This is a genomic window from Nonomuraea guangzhouensis, assembly GCF_019396345.1.
Lineage (GTDB): Bacteria > Actinomycetota > Actinomycetes > Streptosporangiales > Streptosporangiaceae > Nonomuraea > Nonomuraea guangzhouensis.
Genome location: NZ_JAHKRM010000020.1, coordinates 51,821 through 68,082 on the forward strand (window position 1 = coordinate 51,821; position 16,262 = coordinate 68,082).

Below are 16,262 nucleotides of genomic sequence, written 5' to 3' on the forward strand. Positions count from 1 at the left end.
TCATTGAAGCCTGCCTCACGGAAGCGTGTGACAATAGCTCGCCGCTCGATATATCGTGCCGCGTATGGTTAAAGACTCGCCCGTGATGAGCGAGCCGGCCTACTTCGTGCTGGCCGCGCTGCTCGATGGCCCCCTGCATGGCTACGGGATCATCAAACGCACCAATGAGCTGTCCGACGGGAGGGTGCGGCTCGCCGTCGGCACCCTCTATGGCGCGCTCAATCGCATGTCGGGCAACCAGCTCGTCGCCGTGGACCGGGAGGAGACCGTACAGGGGCGACCCCGCCGCTACTACCGCCTCACCGAGGAGGGCCACCAGGCCCTGTCCGAGGAGGCGGCGCGGATGGAACGGGCGGCCAGAGTCGTCACCCACCGCGCGGCGCACTGGGCCAGGACGGTGCAGGCATGAGCCGCTCGCTCGCGGAGCGCTGGTATGAGCTCGTCCTGCTGACCTACCCCAAGGGCTACCGCGCGGAGTACGGCGCCGACATCATGGGGGCGCTCATGGAGGCCGGCCGGCTTCCCTCCATCAGGGAGACGGTCGTCCTGATCCGGGAGGGCGTGGCCGAGCGCGCGAGGTTGGCGGCCATGGATCGCGTGCCGTGGTGGGCCGATGGCGTGCACCTCGGCGTCACGGTCATCGCCGTGGCGAACCTGACCTACGCCCTCATGGACCGCGCCGGCCCGGCGTGGATCGCCGTCTCCACCGTGCTGATGCTGACCCTGATGCGCGGCTGGGCACGGGTTTCGCTGCCGCTCGCCGTGGTCGTCGCGGTGTCGACGGGCCGCGTCATGATGTTCGGCGGGGACGTGACCGCGTGGGACTCGGACCTGCTCGGCCCGTCCTACGGGAACTGGGTGTCCTTGATCCCGTATGGGCTTCTGGCGGCCGGTGCGGCCCTTCTCGCCGTCCGACGGCCACGCGGACTCCGGCGGCGCTCGTGGTTCTGGCCCGCGATTCCGGCCGCCGCCGTATTCGTCGCGCTCGACGTGCCGTACGGCGAGCTGTGGTCGTTCGTGCGGGCGGGACTGGAGGCCGGTCTCCTGCTCATGGCGGTGTGGGCCACAGCCGTCGCCCGCAGCCCGCGCTGGATCACGGCCGCCGCGATGTACGTGCTGCCGATCCAGGTCACCGCCGTCGTCTATACACGGACGGGTACGCAGGAGCTGGCTTACCACATCGTCCTCGCGGCCCTCCTTCTGTCCGTCATCGCGGCGCTCTGGCTGGGAGGTCGCGGCCGGTGGGATGCCCGTGCCGGTCGGCAAGCGTGACCAAGGTCAGTCGTCGTTCGGGATCCTGGCCTCGCCGGCCGGGCGGCGGACCGCGGTCTCGATGAGCTTGCCGACCTGCGCCGCCGGAACGACGATGCCGGGTGTCCGAAGAGTCCACTCGAAGAAGGCCTCAACCCTCATGGCGGGCATTTCGCCGAGATAAGGCTGGACGTATACCGGGGTGTTCGGCTCGCTGCGCCAGCTGTCGGCGAGCGGGCCGATGTCCACCGCGTCATAGCCGAGGACGTCCAGCAGCCGGGTGGCCGCCGCCTTGGCCTCCGGGTCGTCGCCGGCGATGGGCAGGGCGCTGCGGTCCGGCCCGCCCGTGGGCCGGGCGAGGGAGAACAGCTGGTGCGGGGTGATGTTGTTGAACGCCTTGACCACCTGGGAGGCCGCGAGGTGGCGTTGCAGCAGAGCGCTGGAGGTCAGTTCGCCCGCGTCGAGTTCGGCCAGGTGGCCGTCCCGTTCGGGGTAGTAGTTCGCCGTGTCCAGCACCGTCTTGCCGGCCAGCGCTTCGGCGGGGAGGTGTTCGCAGGCGTTCAGCGGGATGGCCGCCACCACCAGGTCTCCGGCGCGGGCTGCTTCCGCCGGTGTGGCCGCTCGGGCCTGCTCGCCCAGGTCGGCGACGAGATCAGCGAGTGTCTCAGGGCCGCGCGAATTGCTGAGGACGACTTCGAGGCCGGCCGCGACGGCCAGGCGGGCAACGGAAGAACCGATCATTCCGCTGCCGATGAGTCCGAGTGTTCGGGGCATGGCTGGTCTCCGTTCGTTCGGGTGGGTGGCGCGTCATGAGCCGGCGGTGGCGAGGTCGCGCCGGTCGCGCGTGGATGGCTCGCCTGACAGCGTGGAGCCGTCGCGGTCGCTCGGACAGGCCCCTGTTCTGCGTACTCACGGCGTGATCACCTAGGGTTGGCGCGTGGACGACAGGGTCGAGCTGAGCGGGTTCCTCAAGTCACGCCGTGCCCGCCTGCGCCCGGAGGACGTCGGGCTGCGTGACTACGGCGGAACGCGCCGGGTCGCGGGCCTGAGGCGTGAGGAGCTGGCCCGGCTGGCGGGCGTGAGCATCGCCCACTACACGCGGCTGGAACAGGGCAACGGCGACAGCGTCTCCGACGAGGTCTTGGACGCCATCGGCGTGGCGCTGCGCCTGGACCCGGATGAACTGGCCTACCTGCACCGGATCGCACGACGTCCCCAGGCGTGCGCGGGGGCCGCGACCTCGTCGGATGTGCCCGCGGGCCTGCGCCACCTGCTGGAGTCGTTCGTGATGACGCCGGCGCTGGTGGTCGGACGGCACACCCAGATCGTCGGCTGGAACCAGCTCGCCGTGGCGGTGTTCGGTGACTTCCCCCGGCTGCCGGCGGACCGCCGTACGTTCTCGCACCTGCTGTTCACCGAGCCCGGTCTGCGTGAGCTGCTCCGTACCGGCTGGGAGCGGGCGGCACGCGAGCACGTGGCGCATCTACGCGTACTGCTCGGGCGCTATCGCGGGGACTCCGGACTCGCGGCGCACATCGACCAACTGCGCGAGCTGAGTGCGGACTTCGCCCGGATATGGGCGGAGCACCCGGTCGCGCGGGTCCGGTCGCGGGTGTACGTGCTGCACCACCCGGTCGTGGGCGAGCTGACCCTGCACGGCGAGCTCATCGCGCTGCCCGACGAGCCGGCGTGCTGCGGGCTGGACCTGTTCGCCGCCGAGCCGGGCTCGGCCTCTGAACAGGCGCTGCGGAAGCTCGGGAGCCCGTAACCGCTACGCTAGCTGCATCGCTAAGTATCTGATCCGCGAAGTTAAATGGAGCCTCGCATGCCCGTCAAACCGCATGACGACCACGCGGACGACCTCGCGGACCGGATCGTCGCCTCCATGACGGACCTCGCCGGCGCACTCGGACGTCTGAAGGACCTGATCGCCCAGCAGCTCGGCATCGCCCAGACCGACCTGCTCTGCCTGCACGCACTCAACCGCGCGGGAACCACCACGGCCGGCGCGCTCAGTTCGCAGCTCGGGCGGACCACTGGCGCGGTCACGCACATGATCGACCGCCTGGAGAAGGCAGGATATGTCCGGCGTCAACCTGACCCACGGGACCGCCGCCGCGTGCTCGTCGAGGCTTCGGCTCCGGGGCTCGAACGCATCGCCTCGTTCTACGAAGGGCTCGATGCCCGCAGCCGCCGATTGATGGCCACCTTCTCCGATGATCAGCTGGCGACGATCCACACGTTCCTGCAGAGCAGCTACGAAGACGCCACTGAGGAGTGTGACCGCCTGATCCAGCGGCGAGGACGATGATCCTGCCTAGCTGAAGCCGTTGGGGCAGAGGAAGGTCCTGATACTGGCCGGCGCGTTCGCGAGGAGGGCCGAGCCGTTCTCCAGTGAGCAGAAGTTGCTGCCGATCTCGGCGTTGACGAATCGGCTCGCGTTCCGCTTCGCGATCAGATCGACGCCGCCGACACTCGGGGAGTTGAGCTTGGCCGCGACCCAGAAGCCCACGCACCGTTTGCGCGTGACCATCGCGTCCTCCGGCAGGCCGCCCTGGTTCAGCGTCGCGGCCTGCCGGAGGATCGAGGCATCGGACGCGCATGGCAGGCCGGTGGAAGAGGGGCGCGGGCTCGCCTTCTTCTTTTTGGTGGGCGTCTCCTTGGGGGTCTCCCTTGGGGTGGGGGTTTCCTCGGGGGGATCGCTCGCCGTCGTCGTCTCGTCCGGGTCCTCGCTCGTGTCCGAGGTCTGGGTTTCCGTCTGCGTGGACGAGGGAGAGTCGCTCGGGGTCCGGAGTGCCTCTGGCGTTCCGGCCGAGTTCGCCGCGAAGATCGCGCCGACGGTGACGACCGCCGCTATGACGGCCGCGGCCGACCACAGCGGCGCCATCAGGCGCTTGTCGGGCGGCGGCATCCGGATGGTCCCGCCCGCCCTGAGCGCGGTGACGTGGGCGAGTAACTCGTTCGTGGTGGGCCGGGCCGCCCGATCCTTGGCGAGCGTGCTCCGTACGAGGTCGCGGATCTTCGCGGGCACCCCGGACAGGTCGGGGTCGACGCTCATGACGCGGTAGGCGAGGACGTCGGGGGCTCCGGTGCCGAACGGCGGGCGGCCCGTCGAGGCGTACACCATCAGCGCGCCCCAGGCGAAGACGTCGGCGGCGGCGTCCGCCTGGTCGCCCCGGTACTGCTCGGGACTGATCCAGCCGGGCGTCCCGATCAGCGCGCCGGTGCCGGTGAGACCGCTCTCGTCGAGGGCTCGGGCGATGCCGAAGTCCAGGACCTTCGCGCCGGAGGCGGAGAAGATCACGTTCCCGGGCTTGAGGTCGCGGTGGACGATGCCGGCCCGGTGGATGTCGGTGAGCGCCTCGGCGATGTCCACGCCGAACGAGAGCAGCTCGTCCTGCCCCAGCGGGGCGTTGTCCCGCACGTACGTGCTGAGCGTCGGGCCGGGGACGAACTCGGTGGCCAACCAGGGAGGCATCGCGGAGGTGTCGGCGGCCAGTACCGAGACCGTGCAGCGCCCGCGTACCCGGGACAGGAGATCGACCTCGCGGACGAAGCGGTCGTGGAAGTGCGGATCAGCGGCCAACCCCGGATGGATGACCTTGACCGCGACCCGGGCGCCGTCGGCCGCGATCCCCGCGTAGACCACCCCCATGCCCCCGGCGCCCATCCGGCCCACGATCCGGTAGGGACCGATCGCCTCGCGCTCGTCCATCGTCAGGGGGCCGAAGCCGCCGGGGTCGGTCATCGAGGCTCCCGATCGCCAGATCATCACAAACAGCAACGATCTTATTGACGAGTGCTCCGGTCCGCTGTCAGTGAACCGGGTCCGCTGTCGGTGAACCCGCCTGGGTGATCGGGGTTCGTGGTGCTTGGGTGTCGGGATGGAGATATTGATTCTGGGTGGAACGGCTTGGCTGGGCCGGGAGTTGTCGCGGCAGGCGATCGAGCGTGGCCATCGGGTGACGTGCCTGGCTCGCGGCGAAAGCGGGGAGGTCGCGGACGGAGCGACGCTGGTGGCCGCCGACCGGCGCGACCCTTCGGCGTACGGACCGCTGCTCGACCGCGAATGGGACGCGGTCATAGAGGTGTCGTGGCAGCCGGGCTTCGTCCGGGAGGCGCTTGACGCACTGGGCGGCAGGGCCAGGCACTGGGCTTATGTCTCCTCCGTCAGCGCCTACGCCTCCCATGCCGTGCTGGACGCGGATGAGTCCACGGCCCTCCTTGCTCCGACCGACCGGAGCGAGGTCGACCGGGAGGCGTACGGCGAGGCGAAGGTCGCCTGCGAGCAGGCGTCGGCGGCCGTCGTGGGCGACCGTCTCCTCATCGCACGCGCGGGTCTCATCGGCGGCCCGGGCGATCACAGCGGACGCTCCGGCTACTGGGTGGCCCGTGCCGCACGCGATCAGCACGGGCCGATGCTGGTTCCCGACGCGCCGGCCAGGCCGACGCAGGCGGTCGACGTTCGGGATCTCGCCGCCTGGCTGCTCGACGCCGCGGCGGCGGGGACCATCGGCACGTACGACGCCGTCGGCCCGGTCGTGTCGTTCGGGGAGTGGATCGAGCTGTCCCGGACCGTCGGCGGGCACACCGGTTCGATGGTCACCGCAGACTCGGCCTGGCTGCTCGCGAACGGTGTGGCCGAGTACATGGGTGCCGAGTCGCTGCCGATGTGGTTGGTCGAGCCGGGTTGGGAAGGGTGGTCGGCCCGGAGCGGGGCCGCTGCGCGCGCGGCGGGGCTCCGTCATCGGCCGCGGGCGGAGCTGCTGGCCGACACCCTGCTCTGGGAACGAGAGCAGGGTCTGGACCGGCCAAGACGGGCCGGCCTCAGCGCCGAGCGCGAGCGCGAGTTGCTCGACGCCATCGACTGACGGCCTTGGTCTCCTGCCCGTGCTCAGCCGCTCACCACGCGACCGGGCCCAGGCGATCGATGAAGATCCCGGTCGGGCCGTCGGCGTCGAGCGTCGCGAGTTCGACGATCGAGTCGGTGCCCTCGGTGACGGTCAGCTGGCCGGTGTGATGGTTCATGTCGGTGGCGGCGAACTTGCGGTTGGCGACCTCTCCGGGCGTGGCGACGTTGAATTTGATCTTCGGGAGCGCCTGGGCGTACCGGACGGTGATCATGTTCAGCGCCGCCTTCGACGAGCTGTAGGCGAGCTCGTGCATTTTCGAGACGGGCTGCTCCGGGTCGGTCACGACCGCGAAGGAACCACCACCGCTGGACACCATCACCACCCGCGGATGGTCCGCCGCCTGCAGCAAGGGGAGGAACGCGTGCGTGACCCTGATCGGTCCGTACACGTTGGTGTCGTAGACGGAATGAACGTCGGCGACCGTCGCCTCGGCCGGCGCGACAATCGTCCCCGGCGCGCCGGCGTTGTTGATCAGCACGTCCAGCCGGTCGGTGTGCTTCCGAACGAGCCGTACGGCCTCGCTCACCGACTCGTCCGAGGTCACGTCCAGCGGGACCATGATCACGTTCGCGCCACCGTCAGCCAGTTTGTCGGCGGCCGCCCGGCCTCGACCTTCGTCGCGCGAGCCGAGAAAGATCGTCCAACCCTGCTCCCCGAGCCGCCGGGCCGCCTCGAAGCCGAGTCCCTTGTTGCCTCCGGTGATCAGCACCGAGGTCTGTTCCGCGTTTGTCATGCCCTCTAAGACGAGGTGCCTCGTTCGGTTGTGACACCGGCTGCGCTACCCTCTTGCCGCCAGGGCTTCAAGGACAGGTGGGGATGACGCGAGAGACGGAATTCGAGGCACTTCGACCGCTGCTGTTCTCGATCTCCTACCGGATCCTGGGCAGCGTGACCGAGGCCGAGGACGCCGTCCAGGAGACCTGGCTGCGCTACGCGACGGCCTCGACGCAGCCGCGATCCGCCAAGCCGTTCCTCTCGACGACGGTCACCAGGATCTCGATCGACGTGCTGCGCTCCGCCCGGGTCCGCCGGGAGGAGTACATCGGCCCATGGTTCCCCGAACCGCTGCTCGCCGACCCCTACCAGGACCCGGAACGCGCCGCGGAGCTGACCGAGTCGCTGTCGATGGCGGCACTGCTGCTGCTGGAGCGACTCAGCCCGCTCGAACGCGCCGTCTTCGTGCTCCGGGAGGTGTTCGACTTCGGCTTTCCCGAGGTCGCGTCGGCGGTGGGCCGTTCGGAGGCGGCATGCCGCCAGCTCGCGTCACGGGCCCGCCGCCACATGCGGGATGACCGGCCCCGGTTCGAGACCGACCGAAGCAAGCGCGAGGAACTCGCGGGGCGGTTCTTGGACGCGCTCAAGAAGGGGGATGTCGACGGGCTGCGCGAGCTCCTCGCCACCGACGCTCAGCTGGTCAGTGACGGCGGCGGCAAGGTCGGCGGTACGAGTCCCGTCTACGGCGTCGAGAGGGTCGCCCGCGTACTGGCCGCCAACGTGCCTCCGCTCACCCAGATCGGCGCCGTGATGGAGGCACACGAGGTGAACGGCCAGCCGGGCGCGATCCTCCGTGACCGCGACGGCAGGGTCGTCAACGCCTGGACGCTCGACATCCTCGACGGACGCATCCAGACCATCCGCTCGGTGATCAACCCCGACAAGCTCGGGCACCTGGGCCCCGTCGCGGACGCCCACGCGGTCATCCACGAGAAGAACCAGGCTCGCCGGCGACCGACATGACCCGCGACCATCGGCGATGGTGGGCACTGGTGGCGTGCGTCCACCATTGGTAGGAAGATCACTTCATGCACTTACGCCCGCGCGTCGCCATGGCGGCCCTACTTGTGCTCGCCCTGGTCGGCGCCTGCGGAAATCCGGCCGCAGACCGGGTCTCGCTCAAGGGCGAGACGATACCCGCACCCTCCCCTTCCCTGCCTTCAGGTCCGATCGCGCCGCCACCGGTCACCGTGGGCGTTCCTTCGCCCCGTCCGATGGTGACCTCCCTGGCCGCCCCCATGGCGACCGCCGCGCCCCTGACCGCGACTGGCCCACCGCGCTTCTTCGTCACCGCGAGAACCCCGCTCGCGCACTTCCCGGACAGGTCCAAGACGGCGATCATGACTCCGGTACGGCCCGCCGTGCACGACGCCACAACCGGAGCGTTCGTGGCGGCCATCCCGCTTCCGCCGGGAGTGCGTTCCTCCTGGCACGTCCTGGCCGCGGCACCGGACAACCGGACGTTCGTGCTGGCCGGCTGGACCGGGCAGGACGACGAGCCCTTCCGGTTCTTTCGGGTCCGCCTTGCCGACGATGGGCAACCGGGCGATCCGGTGCCCGTTCCGAAGCTTGAGATCGAGGACGCGGTCGCGATCGACGCTGCCGCCCTGAGCGCGGACGCCACCAGGCTGGCCTATGCCACTTCGCTCATCGGCGGTGGCTCCAAGATCTCCATCCTCGATCTCGCCACCGGGCAGCGCCGCGACTGGAGCACTCGGCAGTCCATGGTGGGCGGCCTGGCCTGGGCGCCGGATGGCCGACGGCTCGCCTGGGTGGGCGGTATGAGGATCATCGGCATCCTCGACCTCGCCAGGCCGGGATCCGACCTGATGGCCGCCACCGGCTTCCTCAAGCGGAAAGAGGGCGGCCCGCTGGCGTTGCTGGAGTCCGTGGCGTACACACCCGATGGCAGCGCGTTGATCTACTCGGCCGCGCACACCATCGAGCGAGTGCCGGTCGACGGCGGGCGGGAACCGCAGGTCCTCGCGCGATTGACGCTGCCCTCCGACGCGTCGCTGAGCCTCCATTTCAGCCTCGACGGAACCGGCCGATACCTGATGTACGTCCACCAATGGCGAGCCTTTCGAGTAGATCTCAACGACGGCTCGACCACCTCGATGCCCATCACGGTGAAGGAGCGCCCGGGTGAGGGCGATCCGCCACGCGCCGCTTGGTGAAGGTCGTCACGCCCTGGACTCGATGACCACGACCGGGATCTCCCTCGGCGCCTTGCGCTGATAGCCCGCGTACTGCGGCCATACCCCGGTCATGGTCTCCCACAGGCGGGGTCGCTCGTCGGCGGTCGCCGGGCGGGCCACCGCGTCGAACACCTCGGCGCCGACCTGCACCCGGACCCGCGGCTCCGCGAGCAGGTTGTGGAACCAGAGCGGATGGTCGGCGGCGCCGCCGTTGGAGGCGACCACGAGATAGCGCTCGTCGTCGCGGCCGTAGATGAGCGCGGTACGGCGGGGGAGTCCCGAACGGCGGCCGGTCGTGGTGATCAGCAGGGTCGGCGCGCCATGAAAGAGGTGGCCACGGGCGCCGCCGGACTCGACGTATTTCTTGACGTGGCCGGCGACCCACTTGGTCGGGCTGTCGATCGGCTCCTGGCTCATCGTGCTCCTTCGCGAAGAGGTAACCAAATTTGGTTAACCAAATTTGGGTATCGAACTATGGCCCACTCTCCCTCCCACCGTCAAACCGGTCAGGCCGGCTCCGCACCCCGTTCGAGCCGTCCGATCAGGCCCCTGGTCCATGCCGCGTCGCCCGCGACCTGCTTCGCGCGCAGGTCGAACAGCTCCGTCAGGTGCCCCGGTCGCGGACTCTCGCTCATCACGGCCTCGATCCGCGCCCGCTCGTCTTCCATGGCCCGCAACCGCTCCTTGAGCAGCGCGACCGCTTCCTCTTTCGGCAGTGCCGGCAGCAGCGCGAGGGCCGCGTCGAACATCTCCGGACGCCGGTCGGGCACCCTCAAAGCGGTCCTGAGCAGCCGCAGGAACTCCGCCTCACCCTTGTCGTTGATGGCGTAGTCGACACGGCCCGGCCATTCGTGCACCTCGGTGGCGTCCAGCAGCCCGTCCTTGGCCAGTTGGCGGAGGGCGTGGTAGATCGATCCCGACCTGAGCCCCGCCCATTGCCCGGCCTCCCACGACTCCAGTTCGGCGCCGACGAGATAGCCGTGTGCCTGGCTGAGCCGTCGTACCACGCCCAGGACCAGCAGTCGCGTCGCCGACATCGTCTCCCTCATTCGCCGAACCGGCCCCCACTGCGTGACCGCCCGCCCGACCTAGGCTAGAGGGGCTCCCCACGCGGAAGGCCTGCGCTGGCCCGATGGCCTCCTGCGTGCCACCATTCGCAGATGATCGAATTACAACCGGAGTTGGAGAGACCTGGTAGGCAGACGGTCTTGGCCTGGGCGGTGGGGATCATCCTCACTGTCGGTCTCATCGCATCGACCGCGCTGGTGATCGCGCTCTTCCCTGACTCCCCGTATTGCGCAGAGTACACCGGGTGTCTCGGCCTGCTGGTGCAGGCGTGGGAGGTCGGGACCCGTATCGCCCGGCCGATGCTTGCCCTGACCGTCGCCTCGCTTCTCGCGTTCTACCTGCTGGCCGCCGCACTCCTGCCTGACTGACGTCAACGAAGGCGGTGTCTGTCCGCCCAGGCCGAGATGGCCGTGGCGATCGCGACAGGGTGGTCCTCCGGCGTGTGGTGCCCGGCGACGGCCTCGGAGCGTTCGATCTCCAGGCCGGCCATGTTGGCCGCGCACCACGCGACCATCTCTTCGTGCATCATCGCCCCCGGACCGGGCGCGAACGTGAGCAGCAGCTTGGGCACGTCCTCGCTGGCCGCCAGCCACCGGTCGTACGCCTCGATCCTGGCCACGACGTCGGCGGGCTCGCCGCCCAGCGGCATGGCGCGCGGCCACTGCAGGAGCGGCAGCCTGCTTTCGCGCGTGGGATACGGCTTGCGGTAGACGTCGAGGTCCCCCTGGGAGATCGGGGTGGCCGTGGTGCCCGGCAGGCCCTGCTCGATGAAGGCGTTGTCATCGAGGATCATGCCCTCGCCGACCCCCTCGGTCTTGATCGCCCGGAACAGCTCACGGCCGCCCTCCGGGAACTCCTCCCAGGTCATCGGCTTGACGATGGTCTCGGTGAACGCGATGCCGCGCACCCGATCCGGATGGCGCGTGGCCCAGTCGAAGGCCAGGGCGCCACCCCAGTCATGTCCCACCAGCACCACGTCGTGGAGGTCCAGCGCGTCGAACCAGGCGTCCAGGTAACGGGCCTGGTCGGCGAAGGTGTAGGCGATATCCGGTTTGCCCGAGTCGCCCATGCCGATGAGGTCGGGGGCCAGGAGCCGTCCGGATCCCACGGCCGGCATGACGTCACGCCACAGGTGGGACGAGGTCGGGTTGCCGTGCAGGAAGACGATCGGCGCCCCGGCGCCGGACTCCCGGTAGTGCATGGTCGAGTCAAGAATGCGCTGAACAGGCATGTTCTGGTCCTTAGTGAAGATTGAGCTGGGTGATGCGGTCGACCGCGATCTCGATGACCACGCGACCGGGCGGATTCGGGGGCGGCGTCCCATAACGCGCGACGTAACGACGTACGCCCTCGGCCACCCGCTTGGTTTCGTCGTGCACCGTGGCGACGCCCTCGAGCGTCACCCACCGGAACCCCACCGCCTGGCAGAGCGCCACGCGCCCGCCCGGCCCGGCGATGAGGTTTCTGGCCTTTCTGGTGGTGCCGATGGTCAGCACCCGGGCCAGCCCCGTCTCGCCGTCCCAGGTGAAACGGACCGCGACCACATGCGGCGAGCCGTCGGGGCGCAAGGTGGTCAGGGTGGCCACCTGAGGTTCGGCGAGGAAGCGCTCAAGGATCGGGTTCACCGGAAGGCGGGGAGGTTGCGCGCGGCCCACTCGTCGAAGGTGCGCGGCACACGCCCGAGGATGCGCTCGACATCGGGGCTGACGGTCCGCTCACCCGCGGTCGGCGCGCCGAGGATGGCCAGCGTGCCCTCGACGACGGGCTCGGGCATCACCTGGAGCATCTGCGCGCGTGCCTCGTCGCGGGTCTGCTCCACGAACCGTACGGGCTCGCCGAGTGCCCGGCCGATCGCCGCCGCCCGCTCGCGCGGGGTGACGAGCGCGGGCCCGGTCAGTTCATAGGTACGCCCGGAGTGCCCGGACTCGCGCAGGACCGCGGCCGCGACCTCGGCGATGTCGGCCGGGTCGATGATCGGCAGTCCGACGTCCCCGAAGGGCGCGGCGGCGGTACGCCGGGTGCGGACAGACTCGGCCCAGGCGTAGGCGTTGGAGGCGAAGCCGCCCGGCCGCAGGATCGTGAAGTCCGGCCCCGACTCGCGTACGACCTGCTCGAACAGGGCCGGGTGCCGGTAGACCTCGGGACGGGTGCCCGCGCCCTGCGAGGACAGCAGCACGATCCGCTTGACGTTCGCGGCCTCCTTCAGGATCCCGTGCGGGTCGTCCCCGGCCACGAGCAGGAAGAGCGCGTCGGCGCCGTCCAGTGAGGGGCGGAGGCTCGCGGGGTCGTTCAGGTCGGCCTGGCTGTGCCGTACTCCCTCGGGGAACTCGGCCGGCCGGCGGGACACTGCCGTGACCTGTTCCCCTGCGGCGGCGAGCGTGTTGACGAGCTCGCGCCCGACGTTACCCGTGGCGCCCGTGACAACGATCATGATGATTGCTCCTTGGAAAGTTAGTCAGTTAGTTGGCTGACTGAGAAGAACCATAGCGGGTCCACGCGAGGCTTGTCGACAGTTAGTTGGATGACTGACTCAGATGAGGTCGGAATATTTCCGCACATGATCGGGCTGGCCTGGTCGTGAACGGGATCCTTGTGACCGGCGCGACCGGCAATGTCGGCCGACAGGTTGTCGTCCAGCTTGTGTCCACCGGCACCCCTGTGCGGGCACTGGTAAGAGACCGATCCCGGCTCCCAGAAGGGGCCGAGGCAGCCGAAGGAGACCTGGCCAGGCCGGGCACACTGGAACGCGCACTGGCTGGGATCGAGACGGTGTTCCTGATCTGGCCCTTCCTCACCACCGAAGGCGCCCCGGCCGTCCTCGACGCGATCGCCGGCCGTGCCCGCCGCGTCGTCTACCTCTCATCGTCGGGCGTGCAGGACGATGCCGAACGGCAGACCGACCCGATCAACCAGCTCCACGCCGACATGGAGCACCTGATCGAGCGGCCCGGCCTGCGGTGGACCATCCTGCGGTCGAACACGATCGCCTCCAACACGCGCGGCTGGGCCGAGCAGATCCGCGGCGCGGGTGTCGTCCGGGGCCCCGACATCGCCGCCACCGCGGTGATCGACCCGCGGGACATCGCGACGGTGGCGGTACGCGTGCTGATCGACGAGGGGCATGAGCGTGCGACGTACGTGCTGACCGGTCCGCAGGTGGTGAGCAGGGCCCAGCAGGTACACGCGATCGGGGAGGCGATAGGCCGCCCGTTGCGCTTCGAGGAGGTGCCCCTGGAAGCCGCGCGCAAGCAACTGCTCGCGGACGGCAGGCCTCCCGCCCTGGTGGAAGCCCTGCTGGCCAGCGCCGAAACGCGACCTCACTCCGGATTGATCACCGCCACGGTGGAGGAGATCACCGGGACGCCGGCGCGTACGTTCCGCGAATGGGCCACCGACCACGCCGACGACTTCCGCTGAGCGGGCCGGTCAGGCCGCGTCGGCGCTGAGGGTCTGTGCCACGGGACGGCGAGCCGCGAAACGGGCGGGTACGGAGGCGAGGGCCACCGTCGCCAGGAGGGTCGCGAGTACGGCCGCGATGACCCACCCCATGGACGGCAGGACCAGTTCTCCGACGCTCAAGGCCCAGTACAGGACGATGCCCATGGGCGCTCCGGCGATTGCGCCGGGCAGGGCGGGCAGCAACTGGGCGACGGCCAGCCCGGCTGAGACCTGCCCGGGAGTGGCGCCGAGCGCACGGGTGATCGCCATGTTCACCCTGGCTTCCACCGCCAGGGTCCAGGTGAGCGTGATGATGTTCACGGCGGCGAGCGCGACCAGGACGGTGGTGACCGTCAGCAGCAGCTCGCGTGCTTGATCGTCTCGCAGGTTGTCCAGGGCGCCGTACCCCTTGGAGGGCTGGACATAGAGGGTCAGCCCCGATGTGAGCATGGTGACGGTGGTGGCCGTGCCGCACGCGTGCAGCACGGCGCGGCCCGGCCGGCGGGCGATCAGGCGCAGCCCGAGCATGAGCGGGGTGGGCAGCCACGCGGACAGCGGAGTCGACAGGGCCCGGCGGCGCGGACGATGGGCGCTGTCGGCCAGCGCGGGGACGGTCGCGGTGTGCAGGGCCCGTACGGTGGGACCGAGCGTGGACAGCGCCGCCACCAGCAGGGCGAAGACGGTCGTCGCGATGATCGTGCCACGGGTCGGCCCGGAGGCGGCGGAGATCAGGCTGGCGGTGGGGTTGGAGACGGCGGGTGCGGCCAGGCGGGCGACCACGAGTCCCAAGGCGTCGGCCAGGAGCGCCAGGGTCAGATATTCGGCGAGCAGGACGACGGCGACCAGTCCCGGCGTGGCGCCGACGGCTTTGAGCAGTCCGACCCGCCGCGTCTGTTTGGCGGCACGTCCGGCCGCCAGCGCGGCCACACCGGTGACGGCCAGGAAGCCGAGCAGCCAACTGCCGACGACCAGGATCGGCTGGCTGGTCCTGAGCATGTGCGAATCCTGCTCGATCATGAACTGCCAGGTGAAGAAGTTCACCGGGAAAGCCGGGTCCCGGTAGGAGTCCACGAAGGTCCCGGTCGCCTCGGGGTCGCGGAGCTTCAGGTCCAGGGCGGTGGTCACCGGGAGGTCTCGTGATGCCAGTGCCCGGGCGTCCCGTTCGGCCAGCCAGACCAGACCGCTGTAATCGTTCGTTCCGCCGCCCGGGCCGGTCAACTGCGCCCACGGATAGACGGGGACGGCCGCGGTGACGGCGATCCCGGCGATGGGAAACGTCCGGCCGGCGATGGTGACGCGGTCGCCGACATGGACGCCGAGAGCGGCGGCGAAACCGCGTTCGACCACCACGGCTCCGCCGCGTACCCAACCGCCCGAGGTCACCAACGGGCGGTTCAGCGGTCCAGGTTTCGCGCCGGCGCTGTGCACCACCGCATGCGCCTTGGTGTCGCCTGCGGTGAGGGTCGCGTACACGATGCGGTACGGCCCGTTGTGGGCGGAGACCGCAGGGTTGTCCGTCAACGACGCCAGAGCCGAGAGGTCGGCGCCCGCGGACACCGCCACCAGGTCCGGGCCGCCCGTGGCCTGCCGGGTCTGGAGGTACATCGTCTCGGTCACCGCGCTCAGCGACAGCCCCAGAGCCAGAGCCGCGGTGGCGGCGGTTATCGAGAGCAGGAGCATCGCGGCCTGGACCCCGTGCCGGCGGATGTCGGCGATGACGAGGCGGGCGACGAGTACGGCGCGGCCCATGGCGGTCAGCCCTCCAGCCCGATCATGCCGCCGAGCCATCCAGTGGAGCCGCCGGCCATCCGGGTGTCATCGACGAACATCCCGTCGCGCATCGAGATCAGCCGATCCGCGATGGCCGCGACCCGCTCGTCGTGCGTGACGATCATGAGGGTCTGCCCTGCGGAACGCAGTTCGTCGAAGATGCTCAGCATGTCGCGGGTTGCCGCGCTGTCGAGGTTGCCGGTCGGCTCGTCGGCCAGCATGAGCAGCGGCTGGTTGATCAGGGCACGGGCGATGGCGACCCGCTGACGCTGCCCGCCGGACAGCTCCGAAGGCAGATGCCGGGCGCGGCCGGCGAGCCCGACCCGTTCCAGCAGGAGCCGCCCGCGCCGCCTGGCCTCGCGCGGCGAACTCCCGGCCAGCAGCGCGGGAAGCTCCACGTTCTCCGCCGCCGACAGCTCCTCCATCAGATGGAAGGCCTGGAAGACGAATCCCACCGACCGGCGCCGCAGTTGAGCCAGAGCCCGCTCGCTCAGGGTGTCGATGCGCCGACCGGCCAGCCAGATCTCCCCGCCGTTGGGTCGCTCCAGGCCACCCAGCAGGTGCAGCAGGGTGGACTTCCCGCAGCCGCTGGGCCCCATCACCGCCAGCATCTCCCCGTCGGGCACGTCCAGGTCGACCTCGTCAACCGCGCGGACCCGGCTCTGCCCCTGACCATGCTCCTTTGTCAGGCCGCGGACCTCCACCACAGCACTCGACTCGGTCATGCACCCTCCCCCCTAACGGTTAGCCAATAGATAGCGGTTAGCCACAAGAGGTGTCAAACGCCACATCTCTCCAGGCGAACACCTGGTCGCCCAATTTCGGACCGACCTATACATCGAATCTGTCG

Annotated in this window: 19 protein-coding genes; 9 read left to right on the plus strand and 10 right to left on the minus strand. The window is 69.9% G+C overall.

Annotated features, from left to right (window positions below; all coding sequences use genetic code 11):
• Positions 1-64: 64 nt before the first annotated feature.
• Together KME78_RS36300 and KME78_RS36305 are read left to right on the plus strand one after the other, a co-directional pair.
• Positions 65-409: a PadR family transcriptional regulator gene (locus KME78_RS36300; RefSeq protein WP_219533969.1), complete on the plus strand. Its 345-nt coding sequence runs from the start codon at positions 65-67 to the stop codon at positions 407-409.
• Positions 406-1,272: a hypothetical protein gene (locus tag KME78_RS36305; RefSeq protein WP_219533970.1), complete on the plus strand. Its 867-nt coding sequence runs from the start codon at positions 406-408 to the stop codon at positions 1,270-1,272. Before KME78_RS36300 ends, KME78_RS36305 begins: the two co-directional genes overlap by 4 nt.
• A 6-nt stretch (positions 1,273-1,278) precedes the next feature.
• Here KME78_RS36305 and KME78_RS36310 read toward each other — a convergent pair whose 3' ends face one another.
• The gene (locus KME78_RS36310) at positions 1,279-2,025 is read right to left on the minus strand and encodes an NADPH-dependent F420 reductase (protein ID WP_219533971.1); all 747 of its coding nucleotides are present in this window, start codon (positions 2,023-2,025) and stop codon (positions 1,279-1,281) included.
• Positions 2,026-2,188: 163 nt separating this feature from the next.
• Between KME78_RS36310 and KME78_RS36315 the strand changes: the two genes are divergently transcribed.
• Together KME78_RS36315 and KME78_RS36320 are read left to right on the plus strand one after the other, a co-directional pair.
• Entirely contained in the window at positions 2,189-3,019 is an 831-nt protein-coding gene (locus KME78_RS36315; protein WP_219533972.1) for a helix-turn-helix domain-containing protein, read from the plus strand.
• A gap of 57 nt (positions 3,020-3,076) precedes the next feature.
• Positions 3,077-3,562 (plus strand): MarR family winged helix-turn-helix transcriptional regulator, encoded by a 486-nt coding sequence (locus KME78_RS36320; RefSeq protein ID WP_219533973.1) that lies wholly within the window; start codon positions 3,077-3,079, stop codon positions 3,560-3,562.
• A 6-nt stretch (positions 3,563-3,568) separates the two neighbouring features.
• Here KME78_RS36320 and KME78_RS36325 read toward each other — a convergent pair whose 3' ends face one another.
• Entirely contained in the window at positions 3,569-4,999 is a 1,431-nt protein-coding gene (locus tag KME78_RS36325; protein ID WP_219533974.1) for a serine/threonine-protein kinase, read from the minus strand.
• Positions 5,000-5,135: 136 nt separating this feature from the next.
• Here KME78_RS36325 and KME78_RS36330 point away from each other — a divergent pair, with 136 nt between their 5' ends.
• A complete protein-coding gene (locus KME78_RS36330) occupies positions 5,136-6,122 on the plus strand; it encodes an NAD-dependent epimerase/dehydratase family protein (RefSeq protein ID WP_219533975.1) in 987 nt (328 codons plus the stop codon).
• Positions 6,123-6,153: 31 nt separating this feature from the next.
• Here KME78_RS36330 and KME78_RS36335 read toward each other — a convergent pair whose 3' ends face one another.
• Positions 6,154-6,897 (minus strand): SDR family NAD(P)-dependent oxidoreductase, encoded by a 744-nt coding sequence (locus KME78_RS36335; RefSeq protein WP_246652694.1) that lies wholly within the window; start codon positions 6,895-6,897, stop codon positions 6,154-6,156.
• Between the two features lie 83 nt (positions 6,898-6,980).
• Between KME78_RS36335 and KME78_RS36340 the strand changes: the two genes are divergently transcribed.
• Together KME78_RS36340 and KME78_RS36345 are read left to right on the plus strand one after the other, a co-directional pair.
• Positions 6,981-7,901 (plus strand): RNA polymerase sigma-70 factor, encoded by a 921-nt coding sequence (locus KME78_RS36340; RefSeq protein ID WP_219533976.1) that lies wholly within the window; start codon positions 6,981-6,983, stop codon positions 7,899-7,901.
• A gap of 65 nt (positions 7,902-7,966) precedes the next feature.
• The gene (locus KME78_RS36345) at positions 7,967-9,115 is read left to right on the plus strand and encodes a hypothetical protein (RefSeq protein WP_219533977.1); all 1,149 of its coding nucleotides are present in this window, start codon (positions 7,967-7,969) and stop codon (positions 9,113-9,115) included.
• A 6-nt stretch (positions 9,116-9,121) separates the two neighbouring features.
• On the opposite strand, the gene KME78_RS36350 is transcribed toward KME78_RS36345, so the two are convergent.
• A complete protein-coding gene (locus KME78_RS36350; protein WP_219533978.1) occupies positions 9,122-9,553 on the minus strand; it encodes a nitroreductase family deazaflavin-dependent oxidoreductase in 432 nt (143 codons plus the stop codon).
• A gap of 89 nt (positions 9,554-9,642) precedes the next feature.
• Complete coding sequence (locus KME78_RS36355; RefSeq protein WP_219533979.1) at positions 9,643-10,173, minus strand: PadR family transcriptional regulator; 531 nt, start codon at positions 10,171-10,173, stop codon at positions 9,643-9,645.
• Between the two features lie 171 nt (positions 10,174-10,344).
• On the opposite strand from KME78_RS36355, the gene KME78_RS36360 reads away from it, so the two are divergent.
• A complete protein-coding gene (locus KME78_RS36360) occupies positions 10,345-10,572 on the plus strand; it encodes a hypothetical protein (protein WP_219533980.1) in 228 nt (75 codons plus the stop codon).
• Positions 10,573-10,574: 2 nt separating this feature from the next.
• On the opposite strand, the gene KME78_RS36365 is transcribed toward KME78_RS36360, so the two are convergent.
• From KME78_RS36365 to KME78_RS36375, 3 genes are read right to left on the minus strand one after another with little or no spacing between them, the layout of a single operon-like run.
• Positions 10,575-11,435, minus strand: a complete 861-nt coding sequence (locus tag KME78_RS36365) for a haloalkane dehalogenase (protein WP_219533981.1) — start codon at positions 11,433-11,435, stop codon at positions 10,575-10,577.
• A 10-nt stretch (positions 11,436-11,445) separates the two neighbouring features.
• A complete protein-coding gene (locus KME78_RS36370; protein ID WP_219533982.1) occupies positions 11,446-11,829 on the minus strand; it encodes a pyridoxamine 5'-phosphate oxidase family protein in 384 nt (127 codons plus the stop codon).
• Entirely contained in the window at positions 11,826-12,635 is an 810-nt protein-coding gene (locus KME78_RS36375; RefSeq protein ID WP_219533983.1) for an NAD(P)H-binding protein, read from the minus strand. The genes KME78_RS36370 and KME78_RS36375 overlap by 4 nt, the downstream gene beginning before the upstream one ends.
• Before the next feature lie 146 nt (positions 12,636-12,781).
• Between KME78_RS36375 and KME78_RS36380 the strand changes: the two genes are divergently transcribed.
• On the plus strand, positions 12,782-13,621 hold the full coding sequence (locus KME78_RS36380) for an NAD(P)H-binding protein (RefSeq protein WP_308127268.1): 840 nt from the start codon (positions 12,782-12,784) through the stop codon (positions 13,619-13,621).
• Between the two features lie 9 nt (positions 13,622-13,630).
• Here the strand turns inward: KME78_RS36380 and KME78_RS36385 are convergent, their stop codons facing one another.
• Complete coding sequence (locus KME78_RS36385) at positions 13,631-15,391, minus strand: ABC transporter permease (RefSeq protein WP_219533984.1); 1,761 nt, start codon at positions 15,389-15,391, stop codon at positions 13,631-13,633.
• 5 nt (positions 15,392-15,396) lie between these two features.
• On the minus strand, positions 15,397-16,137 hold the full coding sequence (locus KME78_RS36390; RefSeq protein ID WP_219533985.1) for an ABC transporter ATP-binding protein: 741 nt from the start codon (positions 16,135-16,137) through the stop codon (positions 15,397-15,399).
• Positions 16,138-16,262: the final 125 nt, after the last annotated feature.